The sequence below is a fragment of the Microcoleus sp. T3_A4 genome, from assembly GCF_036700465.1.
Classification (GTDB): domain Bacteria; phylum Cyanobacteriota; class Cyanobacteriia; order Cyanobacteriales; family Microcoleaceae; genus Microcoleus.
This window is the reverse complement of the sequence record NZ_JAUBOY010000002.1, coordinates 53,754-78,619: the sequence shown is the minus strand read 5'-3', so window position 1 is coordinate 78,619 and position 24,866 is coordinate 53,754. Positions and strand designations below refer to the sequence as shown.

Here is a 24,866-nt window from a genome sequence, read left to right as displayed (position 1 = left end):
CTCAGCTCGCTAGCTCTACTTACAGAAACTTGAAGTTTGGCAAAGTGTAGCATATAATTTTACATGGAATGATAACTCAAAAGGAAAATAAAAAATGAATTCGGAAACAGCGCAGGTGAATTTTCAGCAACAGGCAGAACTTTATTTAGCAACAGGCAACTTCGATCGGGCGATCGCACTTTGCCAACAAGTTTTGGCCTCTGAACCCAACTCTGCAGAGACTTGCAAGACCTTGGGAAAGGCGCTGCAAGCTCAGGGTAAACTAGAAGACGCAAGGTATTGGTATAAAGTTGCGATCGCCCTGCAACCCGATTTTGCCGAAGCTTTTGCTAACCTCGGCACTCTCTGCGCTACATTGGAACAGTGGCAAGAGGCGATCGCCTGTTACCAAAAAGCCATCTCCCTGCAACCAAACTTTGCAGGATTTTACCGTAATTTGAGCCGGATATTTACCCAAGTCGGCAAAGCTGAAGAAGCAGCAGACTGTTGGTATCAAGCACTGATCGTGGAACCGATAGAAATAGCAGAAGAATATCTCGATTTAGGTAATACTTTGTTGACCCAAAATAAACCCGAAAAAGCGCTAGTTTGTTACCACCGCACCATTTTTTTAAACCCCAGTTGTTGCGAAGCTTATTGTAAAATAGCAGAAGCTGCTAGCAACTTGAAACAGTGGGACGAAGCTATTGTTAACTACCGCAAAGCTATTAAACTCCAGCCGGATATTTCGGAGTTTCATTACAAATTAGGCAATATTTTACAAGCTAAGGAACTCTGGCGCGAAGCGGAGGCTGCCTACCGAAAAAGTATTGATTTAAATCCCAATTCTTTTTTGTCATACTACAACTTAGGCAGCGTGCTGCTCAATTTAGAAAAATGGCAAGAAGCTGCGATAGCCTACCGCACGGCTGTTGAAATTAACCCGGATTATTCTTGGTCTTACTACAGCATCGGTGCAGCTTGCGATCGATTAGAACAATGGTCTGAATCCGCCGCAGCTTACCAGCGCGCTACTGAAGTAGACCAGAATTTCTTCGCAGCTTTTCACCAGTTAGGAGATGCTCTTTTTAAGCTAGAAAAGTGGTCAGAAGCTGAGGTTGCCTACGAACGGGCGATCGCCCTAAATGCAGATTTATTTTGGTCTCATTATAAATTAGCTTTGACTTTAGTTAAACTTCAAAAGTTTGCAGAAGCAACACTCGCTTATCGGCGGGCGATCGCACTCAATCCACAATTCTCTTGGACTTACCACAATTTAGGAGAAGCGCTGTTAAAAACCCAACAGTGGAAAGCCGCAGCTACCGCTTACCAACGTGCTATTGAACTTAATCCTACTATTTCTTGGTCTTATTACAATTTAGGCGATGCTTTGAGTGGAAGTCACGCATGGAACGATGCTGTTTCCGCCTACCTTTGTGCGATTCAAATCGAGCCGTCTCTACCGGGAATTTACATAAAATTAGGTGAGGCTGTAATTAAAAGAACTCCGGTAGATTCAGATGTAGCAACTAGCTACTATCACCACGAAATGCAGCCGCAGCACGCTCCTGAATTTTACTGCGAAATCGCCCAAAAGTTTGCTGAGAGCGATCGGCTTAACGAAGCCATAATGTTGTACTTGATGGCATTAGAAATTAGACCAAAAGATCCAGAAATATCCCCCAAATTAGAGGAGATTTTAGAAAAACAGCGTCAAACAGGGGAATCTACTCTATTATTAGAGTTAGAGGCTAAGGATATTCGCGATCGCTACATTGCCCGAGTAGTCAAAGGCAAGACTTTTGCAGAAGTCGGCGGCTTGTGGGGAACAGTCAGCGAAAAAGTATCTGTAGCTAGCAAATACGGTGCAGTTTCTCTGACAATGATTGATGCCATGCCGGCATCCCTCAACTGGTGGCAAGATTTTCACGATCGGATGACAAGTTTAAATATTGCTAATTATCACTGTATCAATCAAGATATCACTCAGATTCAACTTGCAGACATTGGCGAACCTTACGATGTAGTTCACTGTGCAGGAGTTTTGTACCATCACCCCCATCCGTTGCAGATTTTAGTTGCCTTGCGTCAGATAACTCGCGAGCATTTAGTTTTCACTTCAGCTATTACCCAAGAAGTTATAGAGAATGAGTTAGGACGCTATGAACTTCCCCCTTCTGGAGTAATGTTTATTCCCGCTTTGGACGACGCCGAACGAGCTATTTTAACAGCTTATTGGCAGCTATACATCAACAACAACCCACTTATAGGGATAACTGAGAAAGCAGTTTTTGACATGAACAATTTTGCGGCGTGCTGGTGGCTGCCTACAGCTACTGCTTTAGAAGCTATGTGCGAAGTCGCGGGATTTAAAGTTTTAGACAAAGGATTGACTTGGAGCAATAATGCTCTGACTCTGCTGCTGGGGATTTGAGGATTGCTAAACGAATAATAAGAGGACTTGCTTGTGCACAAACGCCTAAACACCCGGTTTATGAGCGGATTCCTCGTTTTCTTTCCCCAATATTCCTACTAGAAACCGGGTGTTTTCCGTAAGTCCTAAATAAAATAGCTGCCAACATTTTTTGTGAATAAAACAGGAACTGGGAAATAATCAATGAACAATCAGCAACCAGGGACGCCGTTAGGAAACATTTTAGTAGTAGACGATACAGCAGAAAACCTGCGTCTGTTGTCTACGATGTTGACTCAGAGGGGATACACCCCCCGCTGCGTGATTAACGGAAAAATGGCTTTGAGAGCCTGCAATTCTAATCCACCAGATTTGATTTTGCTCGACATAATGATGCCGGAAATGAACGGTTATGAAGTTTGTCAGCACTTGAAACTAGAGCCTAAAACTCGCGAAATCCCGGTAATTTTTATCAGCGCTAAAGATGAAGTTTTCGACAAAGTAAACGCATTTGCTGTGGGAGCTGTTGACTATATCAGCAAGCCATTTCAGTTTGAAGAAGTGCTCGCCCGCATCGAAAGTCACCTTAGCCTGCGGAATTTACAAAAGCAGCTAAAAGAACAAAATATGCTGCTGCAAGAAGAAATCACGAGCCGCTTAGCCGTCGAAAAAACTCTTCAGGAAAAAAACCAAATCTTGCAACAAGAAATCAGCACCCGTCGCGCTGTTGAAAAAGCTCTGCAAGAGCAAAATTTGGTACTCCAACAAGAGATATCCCACCGCCAGCGCGCCGAATCTGCTCTATTAAAATCTAACCAAGAATTGGCGCGTTCAAATGCAGAACTAGAACAATTTGCTTATGTGGCTTCTCATGACTTGCAAGCACCTTTAGCAACCATTGCCAGTTACGCTCAACTTTTAGAAAAACGCTACAAAGACCAACTCGACAGCCAAGGTAGTAAGTTTATCGGCAATATCGTTCAGGGCTGCACCAGAATGCAAACTTTAATTGACGATTTACTCGAATATTCGCGCGTTGGCCGGAGTCGGAAACCTTTTCAAATGACAGATTGTAATCACGCAGTCGAGCAAGCACTCGCGAACTTGCAAGGGGCGATCCGCGAGACTAAAGCCGTTGTCACCTACAGCGAATTACCCTGGGTAATGGGGGATATTTCTCAACTCGTACAGCTATTTCAAAATTTAGTCAGCAATGCGATTAAATATCGCCACGATGCACCGCCTGTGGTTCATATTGCCGCTTGTAAACAGGAGGAAAACTGGTTAATTTCTGTCTCTGATAATGGAATTGGGATTGCTCCCCAGCATCAAAAACGCATCTTTCAAATTTTCCAGCGCTTGCACACTCAAAGAGAATATTCTGGGACAGGTATTGGTTTAGCAATTTGTCAAAAAATTGTGGAACTTCACGGCGGATGTATCTGGGTAAAATCGGAACCGGAGCAAGGTTCAACTTTTTACTTTACTCTCGCTTAATAGAGACATAACTTCGGCCACAGTTATAATCTATAAGGGAGGTAAAATTAATTACTTTCTATATTCTAAATCCTAACCTAGAAGATATAATCTAGAAGGTAATACTATTGAATATGGCCGATGAAAGCAGTAAAGAATTGGGAAGGAATGTGACTATCGGGGTGGGGAGATGGGCTATAGTTGCATTTTTTTAAACTGGTATAAATGCCCAGTTATAATAAAAATTATTTTCCGTTGACAGTCTAGTTGGTGCGTGATATAATTTTAATTATTAAACAAAATTTTTGTAGCGCTTGCTTACCCTCCCCAATCTGACGGTCAATGTATATGTACGTGCAATTGAATGACTGCCTTGAAAATAAAAGGTAAAATTCAAGTTAGTTTAACATTTTTTTGATTAATAAATATTATGAAAGCAGTTTTTAACTTAGCTTTGCCTCCTATCTGCTTTAAAGTTCTGTTAGTAGAAGACAACCCTCATGAAGCGGAGCTGATTGAAGATTTGCTGTCAGAAATTGGCGGCGCGCAGCGTATAGTGCTGACGAAAGTAGAGCGTCTCAGCGAAGCGCAGCAGCGATTGAATCAAGAAACTTTTGACATAATTTTATTAGACCTTTCATTGCCAGATAGTCTGGGAATCGAGACGGTGGCTCGGGTACAAGAGTACGGGGTAAATGTGCCGATCGTAGTTCTGACCGCCCAAAACGACGAAGAACTTGCCCTGCGGTTGATTGCGGTCGGCGTACAGGATTATTTGGTAAAAAGAAAAATCGACAGCGAACTGTTAATTCGATCGCTCCGTTACGCCATAGAACGCCAGAACAGTCAAGATGCTTTGCGAAAAAGTGAAGAAAAATATCGCTCGGTGGTGGAAAATTCCCTGATCGGCATTGCCATCATCGCTCCAATTATTGACAGCGAAATTCCTCTAAATTGCCACTGGATAGAAGTTAACGATGCCCTGTGCAATTTGCTGGGCTATGAGCGCTACGAACTCGTGCAAAAGAATTGGCTAGAGTTGACTCATCCAGAAGATTTGGAGGCGAATTGTGAAAATTTTTCTCAGATGTTAGCAGGTAGGCTCGACGGTTACATCTTAGACAAAAGGTGGCTCAGAAAAAACGGCGGAATAGTTCACACGCGAGTTTCCCGGCGCTGCATCCGTCGCCTGGACGGGTCTATCGACCGGATAATCGAAGTAGTGTTGGACGTGAGCGATCGTTACCGCTACGAAGCCAAACTGAAAGCGTCAGAAGAATTTTTAAACCACACCATAAATGCTACGCCAGACCCAATTTTTGTCAAAGACGAGCAACACCGCTGGATGATATTAAATGATGCTTTTTGTCAGTTGGTCGGCAAATCGCGACAAGAACTGATGGGCCAATCAGATTATGACTTTTTCCCCCAATCAGAAGCTGCTGTTTTTTGGACAAAAGATGAAGAAGTATTGACAACGGGTGTCTGCTTGGAAACCGAAGAAAAATTTACAGACTCTGCCGGGAAAGAACACATAATTTCTACCAAAAAAAGCGTCTTCCAAATAGCAGACGGCAGTAAAGTAATAGTGGGTACAATTAGAGATTTTACCGAATACAGACAGCAACAAAAAGCCCTGGAACAAAGCGAAGCTCGCTTTCAAAAATTGGTAGCTAACCTGCCGGGAATAATTTATCAATTACGAATGTCAGCAACGGGAAAATTGTCTTTCCCCTACGTCTCTTCAGGCAGTAGCCAACTCTACGAATTAGAGGCAGAAGCAATAGAGCAAAATGCGGAACTGATTTCCAAGGGAATTCACCCAGACGATCTCTTAGATTTAAAAACATCGATCGCAATTTCAGCCACAACGCTGGAACCTTGGCAGCAGCAGTGGCGGCAGACTTTACCATCTGGAAAAGTTAAGTGGCTGCAAGGAGCTGCGAGACCAGAAAGGCTCACTAATGAGAGCAAATCTGGCAACGAAGGCGATATTCTCTGGGACGGTTTAGTGATGGATATCACTGAATTAAAGCAGGCACAAACAGAGCGAGATCGTTTTTTTACCATCTCCTTAGACTTGCTTTGTATTGTAGGTTTTGACGGTCATTTTAAACGTTTAAACCCAGCTTGGTCAACAGCTTTAGGCTACAGTATTAGTGAATTGTTTGCCAAGCCAATGATCGAATTTGTTCATCCAGACGATCGAAAAGTCACGGCAGCCGAAGGAGCAAAACTAATCGCGGGTAAGTCCAGTATCTCCTTTGAAAACCGCTACATCTGCAAAGATGGTTCTTACAAATGCTTCCTGTGGACATCATCGCCATTTAGTGAAGAAGGTTTAATCTACTCAGTCGGTCACGACATTACCTATCGCAAACAAGCAGAGTCCCAACTCCAGCGACAAGCAGTAGCAATGGCCGCTGCTTATGACGGAATCGCCATTTTTAATAATAATAAAGAATGTATTTATTCCAACGACGCTTATCTCAAGATGTACGGCTTGGCTAGCCCTAGCGAACTGTATGGGAAGAAATGGCAAATGCTCTACAGCAAAGCAGAAAATTTATTTTTTGAAATCCAAATAATGCCGATGCTCCTGCAAAAAGGGTACTGCAATATAGAAGCGATCGGTCAGCGTCGGGACGGTACTAAGTTCCCGCAAGAATTGTCACTGACCATGCTTGCCGGTGGCGAAATTATTTCTATAGTCCGAGATATAACTAATAGAAAACAGGTAGAGTCAGCCCTGCGATCGAGCCAGCGCCGCTACCAAACTTTAGCCGAAGCATCGCCAGTTTGTATATTCCATACCGACACCTTGGGAAATTGCCTTTATGTGAATAAACGGTGGAGCGAAATTACGGGATTAAACGCAGAATTAGCAGCAGAAATTGGCTGGATGAATGCCATATATCCCGATGATGTCGAGCGGGTAAAAAATGAATGGCATCGAGCAATTAGTGAGAAAATTCCTTTTAAATCAGAATACCGCTTTCAGCGTCCAGACGGTCGGGTAATTTGGGTGATCGGTCAGGCAATTGCAGAAATCGGAGACAAGCAGGAGATTAAAGGCTATATTGGCACTATTACTGATATTAGCGATCGCAAACAAGCAGAATTAGATTTGCTGCGAGTTACTCAAGCGGTGGAAAGCACCAGCGATGCGATCGGCATTGCTGACTTGACAGGGCGATCGCTCTACCACAATCAAGCCTTTGTTCAAAAGTACGGCTACACCGCAGAAGAACTAAACACAGCAGGCGGATTAACAGCAATTTACCCTCAAACTAAAGTGCTGCTAGAAATGTTTAAAACGATCCGTAAAGGCAAATCTTGGCAAGGCGAACTCAAAATCAACACTAAAAACAACGAACTGGTAACAACTTTATTTCGCGCCGACGGCATTAAAGATGAAACTGGTCATTTAATCGGGTTAGTGGGAGTAATTACCGACATCAGCGAACGCAAGCAAGCTGAGATGGCGCTGCTGCACCAATTAAGGCGAGAGCGGCTGGTAGTTGCCATGCTCGATCGCATTCGCTCCTCCCTCAATTTAGAAGAAATCCTCACCGCTGCTGTCGAACAAGTGCGGCAATTTTTGCAAACAGACCGCACAGTTATTTACCGCTTTAATCCAGACTGGAGCGGCGTTGTAGTTGTGGAATCCGTGGCACATAATCGAATTTCGATGCGAGATTTTAACAATCTTGACGGCTGTTTTAGAGAAAGATTTGTTGAGATTTACCAGCAAGGCTGTATTCGTGCTATAGAAGATATTTACGCTGAAAATATGACCGAATGTCACATTAAATTCCTCGAACAATTAGAAGTTAAAGCTAACTTAATAGTGCCGATTTTACAAGCACGAGAAAGCATTTCCCAAGTGCAACCGACGGCAGAAAATCAGCTCTGGGGACTCCTGATCGCCCACGATTGCAGTGGCCCCCGTTCCTGGGATTCCTCAGAAATAGAATCCCTCCGACAATTGTGCGTGCAATTGGCGATCGCGATCCAGCAATCCACGCTATTTCAACAAGCACAAACCGAAATTGCTGATCGCAAACTTGCAGAATCTGCCCTCCAACAAGCTGCATTAGCTGCTGAAAGCGCCAACCGCGCCAAAAGCGAATTTCTTGCGAATATGAGCCACGAACTACGCACGCCTTTAAACGGCGTTTTAGGTTACACTCAAATCCTCAAAACCGACAAAGACTTAAGCTCTGATCACCAAGAAAGTCTCAGCAATATTCAACAGTGCGGTCAACACCTGCTGATGTTAATCGACGATGTTTTAGATCTTTCCAAAATTGAAGCTAGAAAAATGGAACTCTACCCGGAAGAGTTAAATTTTATAAATTTCATGAAAAACATTGCTGATCTCTTTCAGATGCGGGCCTCTCAAAAAGAAATTTCCTTCAATTACGAACAAGTATCTCCCCTGCCTAGCTGCGTTCGTGTCGATCCAAAAAGACTGCGCCAAATTCTCATAAATTTACTCAGCAATGCCGTTAAATTTACTAACAGCGGCGGTGTGACTTTCAAAGTCGGCTATGTCGGCACAGGGGCCTGGAATCGAGGGCAAGAAGAAAATTATGAGTTCTCGACTTTGAGTTCGGAACTGAAAGAAAATTATATGCGCTTCGCCCACAATCCGATCGCAGCCAAACACGCTTTAAAAATCCGCTTTCAAGTCGAGGATACCGGCACGGGAATAGACCAAAGCAAGTTAGAAGAAATATTTTTTCCATTCCACCAAGTAGGAGGCAATACCTTTGTTGAAGGTACAGGTCTCGGACTCTCGATTACCCAGAAATTAGCGAAACTAATGGGTACCGAAGTTCGCGTCCACAGCACTTTAGGAAAAGGCAGCACTTTTTGGGTAGATATAGAATTGCCAGCAGCTAAACGGTACTTGGAGGTGTCTCCTTTGCAGGAAAAACGCTGGCTTGTCGGTTTTATCGGCAACAAGCGGAAAGTGCTAATCGTGGATGACAATCAACAGAATCGCGATTTGTTGTGCAGGCTGCTGCGGCGTTTGGGATTTGAGCTTGCAGAGGCCCAAAACGGTCAAGAATGCCTCTGCAAAACAGTTGAATTTCAACCGGATGTCATTTTAATGGACTTGCGGATGCCTGTAATGGATGGCTTAGAAACTGCAAGAAGACTGCGGCAGTTGCCGGAAGTAAAAGATGTTGTGTTAATCGCTATGTCAGCTAGCGTTTTCGAGGCTACGCAGCAAGATAGCATCCTCGCAGGGTACGATGCTTTTCTTCCCAAACCGATCGAAGCAAATCACTTTTTGGAACAGTTGCGCGTGCGTTTGGGACTAGAATGGATTTATGGGGAATCTTCGGAAAACAGAAAGCGCAAACCTCCCAGTTTGTCACCAGCCTCTGATTTTCCTGCTTATTCTTCTCTGTTACCTGCGGCTTCTGAGTCGGTAGTAAAACTTTTGAAACTCGCAGCTATGGGCGACATTGAAGAAATTTTTGATGAGAGTGCTAAGCTGGAGAGTTTAGAACCTAATTTAATGCCGTTTGTCTCGAAGCTGCGCCAACTTGCTAAGGGATTTCAGCTCAAACAAATTCGGAATACTTTAAAGCAATATATCGATGGTCAGTAGTCAGTGGTCAGTAGTCAGTGGTCAGTGGTCAGTGGTCAGTGGTCAGTAGTGATATCATGTGCGATCGCTCGATCGGACATGATATCACTCTAATAGCCAACCCAATAAATCTCCTACTGTCAGTTGCAATTCCCTGGAAAAAGATGGCATGGGCAATAACTGTTCCGGTTCGTCAAACACCTCCGTGGATTGAGTCGGCCGATATACAAAAACCGATCGCTCCTCTGGATCGATTAACCAACCCATTTGAGTTCCATGTTTGAGACAATATAAAATATTTTTAGTAACTTTAGTTTGGCTTTGGTCGGGGGAGAGGATTTCAATTGTCCAATCCGGGGCGATCGCAAACACATTTGCCACACCACCATTTTCTTTACGGGGAATGCGCTCCCAAGTGAATACAGTCACGTCGGGAACGATCGCTCGACCGCCAAAAATGCACCGTAGTTCTGGAAATGCTCGCGCCACCTTTTGAGGTTTAAGAGCAGTATTAGCAGCGCTTGTCAACTCGCCTTGAATGACACTATGTTCTCCTTGAGCCATTGGTTTTTGAATGATTTCACCGTCAATGTACTCGCTGGCTGGTTTGGTTTCTGGCAACTTCAGAAACTCTTGGAGTGTCAAAGATTTTGGCAGGGTTTGTACCATCCAATTTTACCTATAAAATAGGAGTTTCATCTGCTATTTTACCAAAAAGTCCCCGACTCGTGCGGGTCTACTTACTTCATTTTTTCCGCTATATAGTAGTTCTCAAAAAAGTGAGGTATGCCCAATGCCCCATGCCCCATGCCCAATGCCCCATGCCCCATGCCCCATACCCCATGCCCGATGCCCAATGCCCGATAATATGAGAGACAGTTTTTGAGAGAGTTGGGATTGAAATTACTTTGCCTCAGTAACGGCCACGGAGAAGACGCGATCGCCCTTCGCATCTTGCAGGAACTGCAACAGCACCCGCATCCGCCAGAATTAGCCGTGTTTCCGCTAGTGGGTGAAGGGCAAGCTTTCGCTCAACTAGAAAACGCCCGCATCATCGGCCCGGTGCAGCGGATGCCTTCGGGCGGCTTTATTTACATGGACGGGAGGGAATTTTTGCGCGATGTCAAAGGCGGCCTGCTGCAGTTGACAATCGCTCAGTTTAAAGCCATCCGCGCTTGGGTGCGGACCCAACAACAGTCTGGGAATCAAGACGGCGTTATTTTAGCCTGCGGGGATATTGTACCGCTGCTGTTTGCTTGGCTCAGTGGCGCGCCCTATGCCTTTGTCGGTACTGCCAAGTCCGAGTATTATTTGCGGGACGAGGACGGGCCTCTGGCTCGCAAATCCAGGGTCTTTGGTGGGTGGAATTGGTCGCGATCGGTTTATTTGCCTTGGGAGCGCTGGTTGATGACTCGATCGCGCTGTCGGGCCGTTTTTGCCAGGGACGCGCTGACCGCCGAGACTTTACAAAAGCTGGGAATTCCCGCTTACAATCTCGGAAACCCGATGATGGACGGACTCGAACCGGAAAACCCCGCCGGTTTTTACGGCCCTGACGCAGAGTTTCGGGAAATCGAGCGATCGCTCATCATCACCTTACTCCCCGGTTCTAGAGCGCCGGAAGCCTATGCTAATTGGCTGCTAATAGTAGAGGCTGTAGCCGGAATTTTATCGCTGTTTGCCGATCGCAAATTGTTATTTTTCGGAGCCATTTCTCCCCAGTTAAACTTAGAAGCTTTGCGACCTAGTTTAGAATTTTTCGGCTGGCGACAAGACGGCGAAATTAGAACGCAGCGGCGAGAAGGAAGTATTTTGCGACCTCCTGTTTCTAGCGCTCAAGAAATGCAGCAAGAATCTCCTAATTTACTATTGCCCATGACATTTGTGCAGAGAAACGCCACGATGATTTTGACTCAGCAAAGTTTTAACGATTGTTTGTACGAAGCCGATTTAGCAATAGCAATGGCAGGTACGGCTACAGAACAATTTGTAGGTTTAGGAAAACCCGCGATCGCCATTCCCGGAAACGGCCCGCAATTTACTTTCGCTTTTGCAGAAGCTCAAAGTCGCCTGTTAGGCCCGTCATTAATTTTAGTCAAACATCCCGCCGAAGTTGCCGGCGCCGTGCAGTCTTTGCTCCGCGACCCCGACAGGTTGCAGCTAATCGCTGAAAATGGCTGGCGCCGCATGGGAGAACCCGGTGCAGCAGCCAGAATTGCCGAATGTTTAATTCAGCGGTTCGGCGGTGAATGCAGCAATTCTCAATTGCCTGCAATCGACTAGGGACAAAACAATGTTTTGTCCCTACCAAATATCTTTAATTCTACTTTTTAAACAAAAATCTCGTTGGCTAACTACTAACTTCCGTTGTCTGTAGTGAGGAATGCAAGTCCTCTAATTTTTATGAGGACTTGCATTCCGATGCTGCAAACCAATTTTATTGTGGTTCTTCGAGTAGGTGTGCAGGGCCGCGCACCTTACTAATAAGCTGTTCTGCCTTGAAATTGTATGTCAAAAAAAATCAAAGTCTTGTGGGGTGGGCGTCCCGCCCGCCCTGAATATACAATTTAAATGCGCGACAGCTTACACCACTGGCAGAAAAATTTAATTCGCCGTTTTTTCCGAAGATGGAACCCAGAAATTAGCTTGAGGAATTTTAAAATCCGACTTAACCAACACTCCCGGTTCTCGCTGCACAGGCAGCACATCTAAAGTATCCGTTTGCGCGCAATATTTTAAATCTTCAATAACACCTAAACCGAGGAGGCGCTGACCGTGGCTGGCCCTTTCCAACAATTCGTGCAACCTATCTTGCCAGTGCAAATAAAGAGCAATAGCCCCAAATACTTCATCGTTACCAGCAAAATCGCTCGCAGGAATACCGCTTTCTGCCAGGAGACTTTGGGCGATCGCACCAGCACAAACCGTATCTTCCAACGAATAACTCCCTTCCCAACCAGAACCCACAATCCAAATAGTTTCTGGCTGTTTATTTAACAAAAACTGCACCACAGATTTGCGGTTAATCAAAGCCGCCGTTAACACAGTTGCAGCAGCTTGCACTCGCTGCAGAGCCCGAGTGCCGTTAGTTGTGCTGATAAAAATTCGCTTCCCAGTCACCTTTTCTGGCGTGCAGTCGAAGGGGGAATTCCCCATGTCAAATCCGTCAACTTTGCCGCCACCGCGCTCTCCAGCGCGAATCCGCTTATCTGCAGGCCATTTTTCGCTCTCGGCCATTAGCTTATCTAAGTCGCTGAAAACTTGGACAGCTTCCGCCCCATTATTCAGGGCCGTTGCCATTGTCGTAGTCGCCCGCAGCACATCAACTGCGATCGCGCAAGCCGGCATTTTGTCGGCTGGCGTAAGTTCCGGGGTATGGTAAATAAAAAGCTTCACTTTTGGGCAACCTGCGATAAATCCTCATCAGTCATAATAATAGAATTTGTACCCTGAGCGTAGTCGAAGGGCTTTCTTCCTTCTTCCTTCCTTCTTCCTTCTTCCTTCTTCCTTCTTCCTTCTTCCTTCTTCCTTCTTCCTTCTTCCTTCACCTATATGTCAAAACAGCTCAATTCAAATCCCGCCCACGCCGCCATTACCGCACCAATTGGACTCCTGGCAGGTTTCACCTATCCTTTGCGAGCTTTCACGCTAATTTTGCAAACTCCCAAGCTGTGGACTTATGTATTAGTTCCTGTGGTACTAAATTTTATAATTGGTATCGGTCTTTATTTAAGCTTGCTATTTCCCAGTTTGGCAGGGATAGACGTTTTGGTTGCCGATTTGTCCGTCCGATTTAATACTCTAATTGCGAGTTTTCCAGCTTGGCTGAGCTTTCTGGGCGTGTTAACAGTTGCTTTTGGCTGGCTGCTGCGCGTACTCCTAGTGTCAGGACTTTTGCTGATAATTGGATTTTTGTTAGTGCAGTTTGGCGTGATTTTAGGTTCGCCCTGGTACGGCAAACTTTCCGAACAATTGGAACTCCTGCGGAACGGTCAATTGCCCGCAGAAGCACCAATGAATTTGGCGAGTAGTTTTGGGGATATTCAAAGGGCGATCGCCTTTGAACTGCGAAAACTACAAATTTTGTTGAGCGTCGGTATACCGCTGCTGCTGCTAAATTTTATTCCAGGAGTCGGCTCTATTCTTAGCAGTTTGGGTGGCGTAGCTTTGGGCGCGACTATTGTCTGTTTGGACTTTTTAGATGCACCTTTGGAGAGGCGCAGGCGACCTTTTCAGGAGAAATTGGAGATAATTTGGGCGAGTTTGCCGGCCAGCGGGAGTTTTGGTTTGGTTTGTTTGGGTTTGGTGAGCATTCCGCTGTTGAATCTGTTGGCGATTCCGCTGTGCGTGACGGCGGGAACTTTGTTTTTTTGCGATCGCATTTGGCCTGCCCGCTTTGCCCCAGAAGAAACTCATAGCGATCGAGAAACTAACATTACAACTTAAAAACTAGGGAGATGCTTCTTCCTTCGGCTGAGTCTGGGAGTTAAGGCCCAAAAACGGGCTTAAAAACAGCCAGCTAATGAAGAAAAATGATGCTGTAAATAGCTGGACAATATCGATCGCCGACAAATATCCGTCAGATAATAGTGCAATAGTTCTATCTGTCAGCCCGAATATCCAAGAGAGAATCCCAAACAGCCAAATGCCTTTTTGGAGCATGGGCAAAAATGCTGAAACTTCGGAGTTTTGCGACTTGTTCATTGATTTAGCCCTTGTTTGCGAAAAGTCTGATTAACCGGGGCACCCCAAGGGCTTAAGGATTTTTGGTGTCTCCTCGGATTCCCTTTGTTATCTATATGTTAAGAAATATTTCCCGATATGACAACGCGCCCTGAGAGGGATTCCCGCATCTATCTCCAGAGGTAGTTGGAGCGCTGACAAAGAGTTATATTTGCTACACTTTGGCAGCGAGGCTAGAGATTTTGCCGATTTTTTGAGAGATAAATTGCTGACCAGGGATAGCAGCGGGTTCTCTTGGCACAAAAAAAAGCTTGTAATTTATATTGAATTATGTAATACTACAAAATGAACAAGTCTGGTTAAAGAACGATCGTGAAGTTTGTACTGAGGAGGGAGAGTTATCAAAGCCCTAAAAGCCACAGGACAAACCATTTGATTATCAAAATCAACCGGACTTGATGTGAGTTCAGCGTCAATAAAATCGAACAATGGCACGCTTAAATCAGATTATTGCGATCGAAAAAGGCATCAAAAGCCGCTCGGTTCAAGAACTGGCAGAAGCTCAAAAAGCTCTCCAGAAGCCCGCTGTGCTTTCTGGAATCTCCCGCACTTACCGTCCCAAAGACGAAGAAGGCGAACAACTGCCGCCAGAGTCTAAAAAAGTTGAAGTCAAAGCCGAAGAGATTATCCGCAAAACGACTGAAGTTTTGACCAAACTCTTCGACGTAACCGCAACCAAAGATTGGACAAATTGTAGCGCCCGCGCAGACGTAACTGTAGATGGAAACGTGCTTTTGAGCCAAGTTCCCGTCAGCTATTTGCTATTCATTGAAAAGCAGTTAGCAGATTTGCAAGCATTCATCAAAAAACTTCCAGTCTTAGATGCTTCCGAGACTTGGAACTTCGATGCTTCGGCAGATTGCTGGGCCACAGAACCGGTGCAAACTCTCAAGACTTTTAAAACTCCGCGCAATCACGTTAAAGCTGAAGCTACCGAACACCATCCGGCTCAAGTCGATGTTTATTACGAAGATATTACGATCGGCTATTGGCGGACTGTCAAGTTTTCTGGAGCTTTGCCAGCGCGGCGGATCAATGAGTTGCTGCAAAGGGTGGAAATCTTGCAGCAAGCTGTTATGTTCGCCCGCGAAGAAGCTAACAATTCTGAAGTTGAGGAACAGAGAGTGGGAGAGCGAATTTTTCAGTTTATTTTTCGCTGATTGCTTGCTTTTTTGATAGTTATGGTTTAAGATATAAACAGAGTACAAGTTTAAACTCAAACTTCAACTTAAACCGTACAAATGTGATAGTGCAGGTTCGACTCCTGTCCCTTCTACCCAAAATAGGGGGGTAGCCCAATTGGCAGAGGCAGCATTGCGTACAAATTCAACAGCAAGCTATTACTCTAAACTCAGCATTCACCGCCGATCGCTAAAACGAATGTCAGGAAAAAATAACATCATCGAGGTTGCTGGCTCATATCCAGCCCCCTCTACCAAACGCAGGGGGGTAGCTCAATCGGTAGAGCGCGATGCTATTAATCTTAAATCCTTGACTTAAATGTGATAGCGTGCCCAAATGGGCGGTAAATATAAACCCAGTAGTAAGGTCAGAACTGCTGGGTTTTATGCTAATTTATCAATCAAAGTGATACGACTTCCCAAAAAAGAATGCAAAAGCAAGCTCTAAACCGATACAACGTCAGTCATTGCCAATCTAAAATCTAAAATCTAAAATCTAAAATGGTATGATTTACTGCATCAATCCTCAATGCGAACAACGCGAAAATCCTACTGCTGCTCAAAATTGTCAGACTTGTCGCACCGATTTGTTAATTGCCGATCGCTATCGTATCCTTAAACCAGTGCGATCGCCCAATCCCGCACGCCCCACAGACATCTTTGAAGTCGAAGATTTGGGAACAGGGGAAAACGAATGGGGAACTGTCAAAATTTTAAAAGTCTTGAAACACAGCCACAATCCCGATTTAGTTCGCTTGTTCAAGCAAGAAGCGCGAGTTTTGATTTGGCTGGCCGGAAAGGGTTCAGTTCCCCATGTCGAACCTGACGGTTATTTCCCAATTAAACTCCCCCATAACTTCCAGAAATTGTCTTGTTTGGTGATGGAAAAAATTAGCGGAGAAAACTTGGCAGAATTCTTAACTAAAAAACAGTACGTTTCTCAAAAGCTGGCTCTTGATTGGCTGCAACAAATGCTTCGTATTTTGCAGGAAATCCACAAATATCATGTAGTGCATCGGGATATTAAGCCATCCAACCTGATGGTTGAAGCCAATGGGAAATTGAGATTAATTGACTTCGGCGCCGCCACAGAAGCAGAGATAGAGACCGCACCCATAGGTTCTGCTGGATACGCCGCACCGGAACAAATTCTAGGTAAAGCAGGGGTGCGATCGGACTTTTTTGCCCTAGGGCGTACTTTTGTACATTTATTAACAGGCATAGAGCCGATCGACTTTCCCGTTAATGAAAAAACTGGTAAAATTAATTGGAGGAACCAGGCTGTAGATATTGACCCGTTACTCCTCGACTCGATCGACGAATTGATCGAACCGCTACCGGAAAACCGACCGGAAAATACCCAAGTTATTTTAGAAAAATTAGAAAAATTAAAAATTCACGACGCAGACCCCCTGAAAAAGGGGGACGCAACATCGCTTCAATAAATCTCTTCCAGTCGGCGAAAATCCCGCTCAACTTCTGCCCACAAAGCCCGATTGTGAGGGTCAGTTTTCACAGCCTTTTTCAAATAAATTCTCGCCTTATCAACCTGCTTTTCTCCGATCAAATGCCGTCCCCAGCGCTGATAGGCGATCGCCTGCCACTGACGCACCTCCAAATCTTCGGGAACCCGCTGGGCCAAACCCTCAATCAAGGCGATCGCCCGCGGGAACCTCTGATATTTCAGCAACTGCTGCAACTCAAAATAAGCATCTTGCTTTAACTTTTGTTCCACCGCCGACAGATCCGTATGAGATTGAACCGCAACCTCTTTTCGAGTCACCTTAACTGGCTGCGGTTGAGCTTTCACCCCCTGATCCGGCGGTGTCGCAGTAGGCGGCACAGTTGAATTGGCAACTTTCGACTCCGCAACATGGTGGGGGGCAACATTCACCAGGAACTTATAAGCCTCAGTAATAGCAATAAACTTATTTTTAGCCTGTTCGTTTCCCGGATTCACATCGGGGTGATACTGTCTCGCTAACTGCCGATAAGAGGTCTTAACTTGCGATAAACTCGCACCTGACCTCAGTCCTAACTGTCGGTAATAATCTGCAATATCCATCTAGCATGAATGAGCGTTTATAATACCATTAAATATGGCAGAATCCTTAAATGTAAAGATTCTGCCAAAATTTATTGCGAACTAGGTTGTAGTGCGAGGGTTGCCCGCACTACTGAGGCGAAAAAATAGCTTACGGACGCTCTTCGATCACTCTGTCAATCAAGCCGTATTCCTTAGCTTCCTCAGCGGACATGAAATAGTCGCGATCCATGTCCTTCTCGATTTTCTCGATCGGCTTGCCAGTATTCTTAGCATAGATACCGTTGAGTTGGTGGCGCAGTCGCAGAATCTCTTTCGCCTCAATCTGAATATCCGTTGCTTGTCCCCGCGTGCCCCCAGAAGGCTGGTGAATCATGATTCGCGAGTGAGGCAAAGCTAACCGTTTCCCCTTCGCACCGGCAGCTAACAGGAAAGAACCCATCGAAGCAGCCAAGCCCACACAAATCGTCACCACGTCTGATTTAATGTGCTGCATGGTATCAAAAATAGCCATGCCTGCCGACACCATCCCGCCTGGGGAATTGATGTATAAAATAATATCCTTACCTGAATCTTCCGAATCAAGATAGAGCATCACAGCGATGATTTGATTGGCAATTTCATCGTCAACGTCCCTGCCCAAGAAAATAATCCGTTCCCGGTAGAGGCGATCGTAGATATTAATCCACTGAGTATCATAACCCCCCGGCATTTTGTAGGGAACTTTTGGCACACCTATAGGCATAATTCGGAACTCCGTTTAGTTGGTAATTGGTGATCGGGCAATTGGGCATCGGGCATTGAGCATCGGGCATTGGTAATTGGGAATCGGTAATTGGGAATTGTTAGTCATAAAAAGACTATTTAAGAACTAATCAGGGTAGAAACTACTAGCCATTAACCCTTAATTCTTACTCATGCCACATTACCCATTCCTCATTCCCCATTACCCATTCCCCATTCCCATTCCCAGTTAGATGACTCCTGCAGGCAGCGGTTTCGGCAATTCTTCCGAACTTTCAAGAACGCGATCGATCAAACCGTATTCTTTAGCTTCCTGGGGCGTCATGTACAGCAACCGATCCATATCTTTAGTAATCTTTTCGATCGGTTGGCCAGTACAGCTTGCAAAAATCTCAAGCATCGTCGCTTTATTTGCCAGCACTTCCTTAGCCCGAATTTGAATGTCGCTTGCTTGACCCCGCGTGTACGCCTTGGGTTGGTGCAACACAATCGAAGCGTGGGGCAAACTCGCCCGACAGCCTTTTGTACCAGCCGCTAACAGCATCGCAGCCATACCCATTGCCGAACCGAGGCAAATAGTGTGCACGGGCGGCTTAATGTACTTGATCGTATCGCAGATAGCGAAGGCTTCTGTTTCAAAGCCGACGGGTTCGCCACTGTAACCAGAAGTGCCGGTCGAGTTGATGTAGATTTTGATCGGCTTATCCGGGTCTTCGTACTGCAAGAACAACAGTTCAGCGATAATTAGTTCTGTTACCGCAGGCACTAGAGGCATCCCCAGATAAACGATCCGCTCCTTCAGCAACAGGGATGGCAAATCGGGAGGTGGCGTCCGAGAGTTCCCTTCCCCGTAGTATGGCGATTGCACAGCTTTAATTGGTGTGTTCATATAACCGAAATGTTGCCTGAACTGATGGAGCTATTCTTAAAGAAATAGTAACGCAATCTTTAGGTATCCCGCATGAAAGTTAGTTTGCTCCCGGTTTTAAACGACCCTAACCTTGACGCTGCTGCGCCCTCGACGCAGCGCCAGCTAGCTATTTCAGTGTCTGCGACGGCAAGCTCGATCGACTCCAGCGTACCCTTAAACCTGTGCCTGATTCTCGACCACAGCGGTTCGATGGGCGGACGCCCCTTGGAAACCGTCAAACAAGCCGCCGGACGGTTGCTAGACAGGTTGAAGCCTGGGGATCGCTTTTGCGCGGTGGCTTTCGATCATAAAGCCAAAGTCCTCGTCCCCAATCAAATTGTAGGAGATCCCAGCAGCATTAAACGGCAAATTGAGCAATTGCGATCGGCCGGTGGCACAGCAATTGATGAGGGCATTAAGTTAGGTATTGAAGAGTTGGGCAAAGGTAAAAAAGAAGCTATATCTCAGGCATTTCTGCTGACTGACGGCGAAAACGAACACGGCGACGACAGCCGCTGTTTGAAGTTGGCTAAATTGGCTGCCGACTACAACATGACTTTAAATTCTCTGGGATTTGGCGATAACTGGAACCAGGATATTTTGGAAAAGATTGCTGATGCTGGTGGCGGTGCTCTGGCTCACATTCAGCGTCCTGAAGATGCGGTTGACGAGTTTGGGAAACTGTTTAGTCGCGTCCAAGGTGTAGGTTTGACTAATGCTTATTTGCTATTTTCCCTAATGCCAAAAGTGCGGTTAGCCGAACTAAAACCGATCGCCCAAGTTGCCCCGGATACGATCGAATTGCCAGTACAGCAAGAGGGCGATCGTTTTATGGTGCGCCTGGGAGATTTAATGAAGGATATAGAGCGAGTAGTTTTGGCTAATATTTATATTGGACAGTTGCCCGAAGGTACACAGGCGATCGGGCAATTGCAAATTCGCTACGACGATCCGACTGTGGGTTCAAGTTTACTTTCCGATCCCGTTGCAGTTTCTGCTAATGTCCTGAAAGTTTATCAGCCGGCAATTAACCCGATGGTACAGCAGCACATTTTAGCTTTGGCTAAATATCGCCAAACTCAACTCGCAGAAACCCGATTGCAACAGGGCGATCGCGCCGGCGCGGCGACAATGCTGCAAACTGCCGCTAAAACTGCTTTGCAAATGGGCGATAAAAGTGCCGCCACTGTGCTGCAAACTTCTGCTACTCGTTTGCAATCTGGTGAACAATTGAGTGAAGCCGATCGCAAGAAAACTCGGATTGCTTCTAAAACTATTTTGAAGTAATCGGGCGATTTGAAATTTTAAATAATTTTAAATTGGGCGATCGGAAAATTTGGTGATGCGAAATCGCCTCTACAAAAACGAAACCCGCGCCCAGGCGGGTTTCAATATTCTGAGTCTCGCCTGCAAAAGGCGAAAGTCAGTATATGCCGATTGTTTCAAGCTCTGGATCGTGTAGAAGCTCGATCGTTTAGAATGTTTGTATCACCTATTAAGAGTGCTTGTATGAACCAGACAATATCTGATAAAGTACGCTGGACTACCGCCGATTTAGAACTCTTGCCCGATAACGGCGATCGTTACGAAATTATTGATGGGGAGCTATTTATGACTAGAGCACCGCATTGGGGGCATCAACAGACTTGTGGCAGATTTTTTTCTTGCCTTGATACTTGGTCGATGTCTACTGGTTTGGGACGAGCCGCCATCAATCCAGGCCTTATTTTCACTGATGCTGATAATGTCATACCTGATGTAGTTTGGGCCAGCAATGAACGCTTGGCTATCTTGCTAGACGAAGCAGGCCATTTAACCGCCGCACCCGAGTTAATTGTTGAAGTATTGTCCCCCGGTGCAGACAATCATAGACGCGATCGAGATTTGAAACTCAGACTCTATTCGGTACGAGGAGTACAGGAATACTGGGTTGTGAATTGGCAATTGCAGCAAATAGAAGTTTATCGCAGGGAACAAGCAAGTTTAAGGCTCATTGCTACGCTGTTGAGCAATGATGAACTAACTTCACCTTTGTTGCCCGGTTTTAGTTGTTCTGTCGCTCAAATTTTTGCCTAAATTATGAAATCATCATTTTACAATTTAATTGCTACTATAGGAATCTTGAGTATCTTGGGTAATGTATCCCCTGCTGTTTCTGCTGAATCTTCAGCTTTAATAGTTCAAAGAACTCTTGTTAAAAATTCTGCTGAAGACTTATTTAACAGCGCTTTAGCCAAATCAGAAGCAGGAGATATTCAAGGGGCGATCGCCGATTACACCGAAGCCATCCGCCTCAACCCCAACTACGCCAAAGCCTACAACAAACGCGGCATCATCCACGGCCGCAATCTCAAAGATTATCCAGCAGCTAAAGCAGATTTTGATCGCGCAATTGAAATTAACCCCAACTACGGCGACGCCTACTACAACCGCGCCAGAGTCCGCGAGTTCTTAGAAGACAAACCGGGGGCGATCGCCGATTATCAAAAAGCAGCCGAACTCTATCAAAAAGATGGCAATACCAACGATTATCAAGATGCTATCAAGCACATTGAAATGCTGCAAGAATAAATGGCTTTTTAAAACATGGTAGAATATGATTAGTCTTTAAGAAATACACACTATGGTTGCCACCCAAAGTTACAACTACGCATCCCCGGAAGACTATTTAGAAGGCGAAAAAATCAGCCCCATAAAACACGAATACAGACAAGGCGAAATTTATGCCATGGCAGGAGCAAGTGATGCTCACGAGACAATTGCAGGCAACTTATTTGCACTGCTGAGAAACCACGTTCGGGGTAGAGGATGCCGAATTTACATAGGAAACATGAAAGCCAGAATTGAGCAAGCAGACGTGTTTTACTATCCAGACATCATGGTGACTTGCGATGAAAGAGATAGAAGCCTGGAATATTTCAAACGCTACCCGCGCTTAATCGTAGAAGTTTTATCTCCAACAACAGCAGCATTCGATCGCGGAAATAAATTTGCCGACTACCGCACCTTAGAAACTTTACAAGAATATGTAGTTATTAACCAAGAAAGAATAAGTGTAGAATCTTACCAGCGCAATGCAGAAGGGCGCTGGGAACTTTACCCTTACGCGGAGGGCGAAGAAGTTCGCTTGGCTAGCGTAGACTTCCAATGCCCGATCGCACAAATTTACGAAGATGTTCTAGGAATCAGTTAAAATAGTCGATCGCACAAACACCAAAAAACCATCTGTGTTCATCTGCGTCCATCTGCGGTTAAACACTTCAAATTAACTATTCAAAAAATGCCCGAAACTTCCACCGTCACCGTCACCGTACCCGCCACAACCGCCAACCTAGGCCCCGGCTTTGACTGCATCGGCGCCGCTTTAAGCCTCTACAACCGCTTCCAATTCTCCCGACTCGAACCCTCAGCAACAGAGAAACTAAAAATTACTGTTACAGGCAAAGAAGCCGCCAAAGTCAAGACAGATGACAGCAATCTCGCTTATCTAGCCTTTGTCAAGTTATACGATCGCCTCAACCAATCGCCGCCCCATGTAGCGATACATATAGATATGCAAGTTCCGCTGGCTAGAGGTTTGGGGAGTTCCGCCACAGCTATTGTCGGTGGGTTAGTCGGTGCAAATGAATTAGCCGGAAAGCCTTTGAGTCAAGTGGAAGTGATGCAATTGGCGATCGAACTTGAAGGACATCCCGACAACGTTGTCCCCGCTTTATTGGGAGGTTGTCGCCTCGCTGCTAGCCATACACCAAGCGGTTCCTGGGAAATTTGCGATATTCCCTGGCATCCGAATATTGTGCCGGTGGTAGCCATCCCCGATTTTGAACTGTCTACAGCCGAAGCCCGCAAAGTTTTGCCAGCAGATTACAGCAAGGCTGACGCGATTTTTAATGCGGCACACCTCGGTTTGCTAGTGCGGGCTTTGGAAACTGGCAATGAAAACTGGCTGCGCTGCGCCCTCCAAGACAAAATTCACCAACCTTATCGGCAATCTCTGATTAAGGGATATGAAGCAGTGCAACAAGCTGCCCTGAATGCAGGGGCCTATGAAATGGTAATTAGCGGTGCCGGGCCAACGCTTTTAGCTTTAACGGATGTGGCTAACGCTGTTGCGGTTGAGAAAGCGATGGCGGCTGCTTGGATGGAATTTGGGGTAAAGGCAGATGTAAGGGCGATCGGCCTCGATACTCAAGGGGCGCAAGTCTCTCTTTAGTTATTCCAATCCTAGACACACAACATCTACATAACCGTGTTTTGTAGGGGCAATCTCCCGTGGTTGCCCCTCTCGATGGAATTATTCATATTTCAATTCTCTTTTCGATAACTTCTGCCATTCCCTCTACAAAATTTTCCCTGAAAAAAGTGCAGTCATTGTAGGGGCGGATTCACAAGAATTTCCGGCTACAACCAACCATTTCAAAAACCCGCCCCCACCAACGGTAAATACTGTTAATTAACTGTGACGCAGCGGAATCTCTATCTGAATTTTAGTGCCTTTACCCGGTTCGGAAAAACACTTGAACTCTCCTTTGTGCTGGTCTACAATTATCCGATAGCTGAGAGCAAGTCCCGATGATATGGGTGGTTCCGCAGGTTTTGCTCCCAAAAATGGATCGGAAATTTCGGCTGTGGTATCTTTGCTATGTGCGATGTCGTTATCAGCAATCTCAATCGAAATTCGCTGAGCATCGACCACCTGAGTGGTAATCAAAATCACAGGCTTAAATTTGACGGATTCCAACTCCTCTAACTCTTGAGCCGACTCTTCCAAAGCATCGATCGCGTGATTGATTATATTCAGAAAAGCTTGATTGAGCAGACCTGCATAACACTCAATCTGTGGCAAATTGCCGAATTGTTTGATCACCTTGATGTCTCGCCTTCCCTCGCGAGCCGGCAAGCGGTGCTGCAACAACAACAGAGTATTTTCTAAACCGTCGGAAACATCAAATAACTGCCAGCCCGATCGATCGCTGCGGGAAAAATCCTGTAGCGACAAGATTATTTGGCGGATGCGATCGCTTCCGGTGCGCATGGAACTCACAATTTTTAATAAATCGTCGAGTACGAATTCCACATCCATATCTTGTTGTTTTTGCCGAATTTCCGCTCCGGGCTCGACTAGCTCTTTTTGATACAATCGCAGCAGTTCAATTAAATCGGTAGCGTAGCTTTGGACGTGAGTTAGATTGCTGTAAATAAAAGTAATTGGGTTGTTAATTTCGTGGGCGATACCTGATACCAATTCGCCCAAACTTGACATTTTTTCAGTTTGTAGCAGTCGATCGCGCGACCGCTCCAATTCTTGTTGGGTGAGAGCCAACTGCGCCCTCAACTCGTGCGATCGCTTAGACGCGCGCACCCGCGCCAATAATTCCTGCTTAACTATCGGTTTAAACAGAAAATCGTCCCAGGGCGCATCCAATTCTTGAATTTCATCCAATTGCTCCGGTGTTGTCAGCAGAATAAAATAGGCTGTCGCCAATTCTCCATCGGCTTTCACCAGCCGGCACACCTCCAAAAAGTTAATTTGAGGCGAAGTCCCGTCGCAAATTATCGCATCGGGGGACAATTCCCTCGCCAAGTCTAAACCCTCCTTGTCGTCGGGAACGACTCTCACCTGATGTCCCTCTTGGCTGAGTAACTCTTGGACAACTTGAAAAGTCACAGTATCCCCGATGATCGCCAGAATCTTTGCCATACTTCTACCAACTCTACAAATTACTTTTTAGGATACAACCGCCAGAATTGCGCTGACAGATTTAAAATTC

General features: G+C 45.5%; 20 protein-coding genes. 12 read left to right on the top strand and 8 right to left on the bottom strand.

The features are described from left to right. The first annotated feature begins 94 nt into the window (after positions 1 to 94). From QUA07_RS01570 to QUA07_RS01560, 3 genes are all read left to right on the top strand, one after another. Entirely contained in the window at positions 95 to 2,413 is a 2,319-nt protein-coding gene (locus QUA07_RS01570) for a tetratricopeptide repeat protein (protein ID WP_333321971.1), read from the top strand. A gap of 183 nt (positions 2,414 to 2,596) precedes the next feature. Beyond that, on the top strand, positions 2,597 to 3,889 hold the full coding sequence (locus QUA07_RS01565) for an ATP-binding protein (RefSeq protein ID WP_333321969.1): 1,293 nt from the start codon (positions 2,597 to 2,599) through the stop codon (positions 3,887 to 3,889). A 409-nt stretch (positions 3,890 to 4,298) separates the two neighbouring features. Further along, a complete protein-coding gene (locus QUA07_RS01560) occupies positions 4,299 to 9,494 on the top strand; it encodes a PAS domain S-box protein (protein ID WP_333321966.1) in 5,196 nt (1,731 codons plus the stop codon). Between the two features lie 84 nt (positions 9,495 to 9,578). Here QUA07_RS01560 and QUA07_RS01555 read toward each other — a convergent pair whose 3' ends face one another. Beyond that, positions 9,579 to 10,142, bottom strand: coding sequence for a Uma2 family endonuclease (locus QUA07_RS01555; RefSeq protein ID WP_333321964.1), 564 nt, complete (start codon positions 10,140 to 10,142; stop codon positions 9,579 to 9,581). Between the two features lie 228 nt (positions 10,143 to 10,370). Here QUA07_RS01555 and QUA07_RS01550 point away from each other — a divergent pair, with 228 nt between their 5' ends. Beyond that, a complete protein-coding gene (locus QUA07_RS01550) occupies positions 10,371 to 11,756 on the top strand; it encodes a lipid-A-disaccharide synthase-related protein (RefSeq protein WP_333321962.1) in 1,386 nt (461 codons plus the stop codon). A 321-nt stretch (positions 11,757 to 12,077) separates the two neighbouring features. Here the strand turns inward: QUA07_RS01550 and QUA07_RS01545 are convergent, their stop codons facing one another. Further along, positions 12,078 to 12,869 carry a 2-phosphosulfolactate phosphatase family protein gene (locus QUA07_RS01545; protein ID WP_333321958.1) on the bottom strand — a complete coding sequence of 264 codons (792 nt, stop codon included), beginning with the start codon at positions 12,867 to 12,869 and terminating at the stop codon, positions 12,078 to 12,080. Further along, positions 12,866 to 13,021, bottom strand: coding sequence for a hypothetical protein (locus tag QUA07_RS01540; RefSeq protein WP_333321954.1), 156 nt, complete (start codon positions 13,019 to 13,021; stop codon positions 12,866 to 12,868). Before QUA07_RS01540 ends, QUA07_RS01545 begins: the two co-directional genes overlap by 4 nt. A 4-nt stretch (positions 13,022 to 13,025) precedes the next feature. On the opposite strand from QUA07_RS01540, the gene QUA07_RS01535 reads away from it, so the two are divergent. After that, entirely contained in the window at positions 13,026 to 13,919 is an 894-nt protein-coding gene (locus QUA07_RS01535) for an EI24 domain-containing protein (RefSeq protein WP_333321950.1), read from the top strand. Between the two features lie 3 nt (positions 13,920 to 13,922). Here QUA07_RS01535 and QUA07_RS01530 read toward each other — a convergent pair whose 3' ends face one another. Next, positions 13,923 to 14,177 (bottom strand): hypothetical protein, encoded by a 255-nt coding sequence (locus QUA07_RS01530; protein WP_333321948.1) that lies wholly within the window; start codon positions 14,175 to 14,177, stop codon positions 13,923 to 13,925. A 467-nt stretch (positions 14,178 to 14,644) separates the two neighbouring features. Between QUA07_RS01530 and QUA07_RS01525 the strand changes: the two genes are divergently transcribed. Both QUA07_RS01525 and QUA07_RS01520 read left to right on the top strand, forming a co-directional pair. Beyond that, positions 14,645 to 15,376: a DUF7873 family protein gene (locus QUA07_RS01525; RefSeq protein WP_190732936.1), complete on the top strand. Its 732-nt coding sequence runs from the start codon at positions 14,645 to 14,647 to the stop codon at positions 15,374 to 15,376. 527 nt (positions 15,377 to 15,903) lie between these two features. Then, positions 15,904 to 16,842 carry a serine/threonine-protein kinase gene (locus QUA07_RS01520; RefSeq protein WP_333321945.1) on the top strand — a complete coding sequence of 313 codons (939 nt, stop codon included), beginning with the start codon at positions 15,904 to 15,906 and terminating at the stop codon, positions 16,840 to 16,842. Here the strand turns inward: QUA07_RS01520 and QUA07_RS01515 are convergent. The 3 genes from QUA07_RS01515 to QUA07_RS01505 form a co-directional block, all read right to left on the bottom strand. Next, positions 16,836 to 17,462: a J domain-containing protein gene (locus QUA07_RS01515; RefSeq protein WP_333321943.1), complete on the bottom strand. Its 627-nt coding sequence runs from the start codon at positions 17,460 to 17,462 to the stop codon at positions 16,836 to 16,838. The two genes, QUA07_RS01520 and QUA07_RS01515, sit on opposite strands and share 7 nt — an antisense overlap. A 130-nt stretch (positions 17,463 to 17,592) precedes the next feature. Continuing rightward, positions 17,593 to 18,186, bottom strand: a complete 594-nt coding sequence (locus QUA07_RS01510; protein WP_333321941.1) for an ATP-dependent Clp protease proteolytic subunit — start codon at positions 18,184 to 18,186, stop codon at positions 17,593 to 17,595. Positions 18,187 to 18,414: 228 nt separating this feature from the next. Continuing rightward, entirely contained in the window at positions 18,415 to 19,074 is a 660-nt protein-coding gene (locus QUA07_RS01505; RefSeq protein WP_333321938.1) for an ATP-dependent Clp protease proteolytic subunit, read from the bottom strand. Between the two features lie 72 nt (positions 19,075 to 19,146). Here QUA07_RS01505 and QUA07_RS01500 point away from each other — a divergent pair, with 72 nt between their 5' ends. From QUA07_RS01500 to thrB, 5 genes are all read left to right on the top strand, one after another. Beyond that, complete coding sequence (locus tag QUA07_RS01500; protein WP_333321936.1) at positions 19,147 to 20,382, top strand: VWA domain-containing protein; 1,236 nt, start codon at positions 19,147 to 19,149, stop codon at positions 20,380 to 20,382. Between the two features lie 222 nt (positions 20,383 to 20,604). Then, positions 20,605 to 21,171, top strand: coding sequence for a Uma2 family endonuclease (locus QUA07_RS01495; protein WP_333321934.1), 567 nt, complete (start codon positions 20,605 to 20,607; stop codon positions 21,169 to 21,171). 3 nt (positions 21,172 to 21,174) lie between these two features. Further along, entirely contained in the window at positions 21,175 to 21,666 is a 492-nt protein-coding gene (locus tag QUA07_RS01490) for a tetratricopeptide repeat protein (protein WP_333321932.1), read from the top strand. 52 nt (positions 21,667 to 21,718) lie between these two features. Further along, positions 21,719 to 22,288, top strand: coding sequence for a Uma2 family endonuclease (locus QUA07_RS01485; protein WP_333321930.1), 570 nt, complete (start codon positions 21,719 to 21,721; stop codon positions 22,286 to 22,288). An 87-nt stretch (positions 22,289 to 22,375) separates the two neighbouring features. Then, positions 22,376 to 23,308 (top strand): homoserine kinase, encoded by a 933-nt coding sequence (gene thrB / locus QUA07_RS01480; RefSeq protein WP_333321928.1) that lies wholly within the window; start codon positions 22,376 to 22,378, stop codon positions 23,306 to 23,308. Between the two features lie 240 nt (positions 23,309 to 23,548). Here thrB and QUA07_RS01475 read toward each other — a convergent pair whose 3' ends face one another. Beyond that, the gene (locus QUA07_RS01475) at positions 23,549 to 24,796 is read right to left on the bottom strand and encodes a response regulator (RefSeq protein ID WP_333321926.1); all 1,248 of its coding nucleotides are present in this window, start codon (positions 24,794 to 24,796) and stop codon (positions 23,549 to 23,551) included. Between the last annotated feature and the right edge of the window lie 70 nt (positions 24,797 to 24,866).

What these genes read in the sequence shown, in the direction of transcription:
- QUA07_RS01570 (WP_333321971.1), top strand. Translation starts at nt 95, where the DNA reads ATGAATTCGGAAACAGCGCAGGTGAATTTTCAGCAACAGGCAGAACTT.
- QUA07_RS01565 (WP_333321969.1), top strand. Translation starts at nt 2,597, where the DNA reads ATGAACAATCAGCAACCAGGGACGCCGTTAGGAAACATTTTAGTAGTA.
- QUA07_RS01560 (WP_333321966.1), top strand. Translation starts at nt 4,299, where the DNA reads ATGAAAGCAGTTTTTAACTTAGCTTTGCCTCCTATCTGCTTTAAAGTT.
- QUA07_RS01555 (WP_333321964.1), bottom strand. Translation starts at nt 10,142, where the DNA reads ATGGTACAAACCCTGCCAAAATCTTTGACACTCCAAGAGTTTCTGAAG.
- QUA07_RS01535 (WP_333321950.1), top strand. Translation starts at nt 13,026, where the DNA reads ATGTCAAAACAGCTCAATTCAAATCCCGCCCACGCCGCCATTACCGCA.
- QUA07_RS01530 (WP_333321948.1), bottom strand. Translation starts at nt 14,177, where the DNA reads ATGAACAAGTCGCAAAACTCCGAAGTTTCAGCATTTTTGCCCATGCTC.
- QUA07_RS01525 (WP_190732936.1), top strand. Translation starts at nt 14,645, where the DNA reads ATGGCACGCTTAAATCAGATTATTGCGATCGAAAAAGGCATCAAAAGC.
- QUA07_RS01520 (WP_333321945.1), top strand. Translation starts at nt 15,904, where the DNA reads ATGATTTACTGCATCAATCCTCAATGCGAACAACGCGAAAATCCTACT.
- QUA07_RS01515 (WP_333321943.1), bottom strand. Translation starts at nt 17,462, where the DNA reads ATGGATATTGCAGATTATTACCGACAGTTAGGACTGAGGTCAGGTGCG.
- QUA07_RS01510 (WP_333321941.1), bottom strand. Translation starts at nt 18,186, where the DNA reads ATGCCTATAGGTGTGCCAAAAGTTCCCTACAAAATGCCGGGGGGTTAT.
- QUA07_RS01505 (WP_333321938.1), bottom strand. Translation starts at nt 19,074, where the DNA reads ATGAACACACCAATTAAAGCTGTGCAATCGCCATACTACGGGGAAGGG.
- QUA07_RS01500 (WP_333321936.1), top strand. Translation starts at nt 19,147, where the DNA reads ATGAAAGTTAGTTTGCTCCCGGTTTTAAACGACCCTAACCTTGACGCT.
- QUA07_RS01495 (WP_333321934.1), top strand. Translation starts at nt 20,605, where the DNA reads ATGAACCAGACAATATCTGATAAAGTACGCTGGACTACCGCCGATTTA.
- QUA07_RS01490 (WP_333321932.1), top strand. Translation starts at nt 21,175, where the DNA reads ATGAAATCATCATTTTACAATTTAATTGCTACTATAGGAATCTTGAGT.
- QUA07_RS01485 (WP_333321930.1), top strand. Translation starts at nt 21,719, where the DNA reads ATGGTTGCCACCCAAAGTTACAACTACGCATCCCCGGAAGACTATTTA.
- thrB (WP_333321928.1), top strand. Translation starts at nt 22,376, where the DNA reads ATGCCCGAAACTTCCACCGTCACCGTCACCGTACCCGCCACAACCGCC.
- QUA07_RS01475 (WP_333321926.1), bottom strand. Translation starts at nt 24,796, where the DNA reads ATGGCAAAGATTCTGGCGATCATCGGGGATACTGTGACTTTTCAAGTT.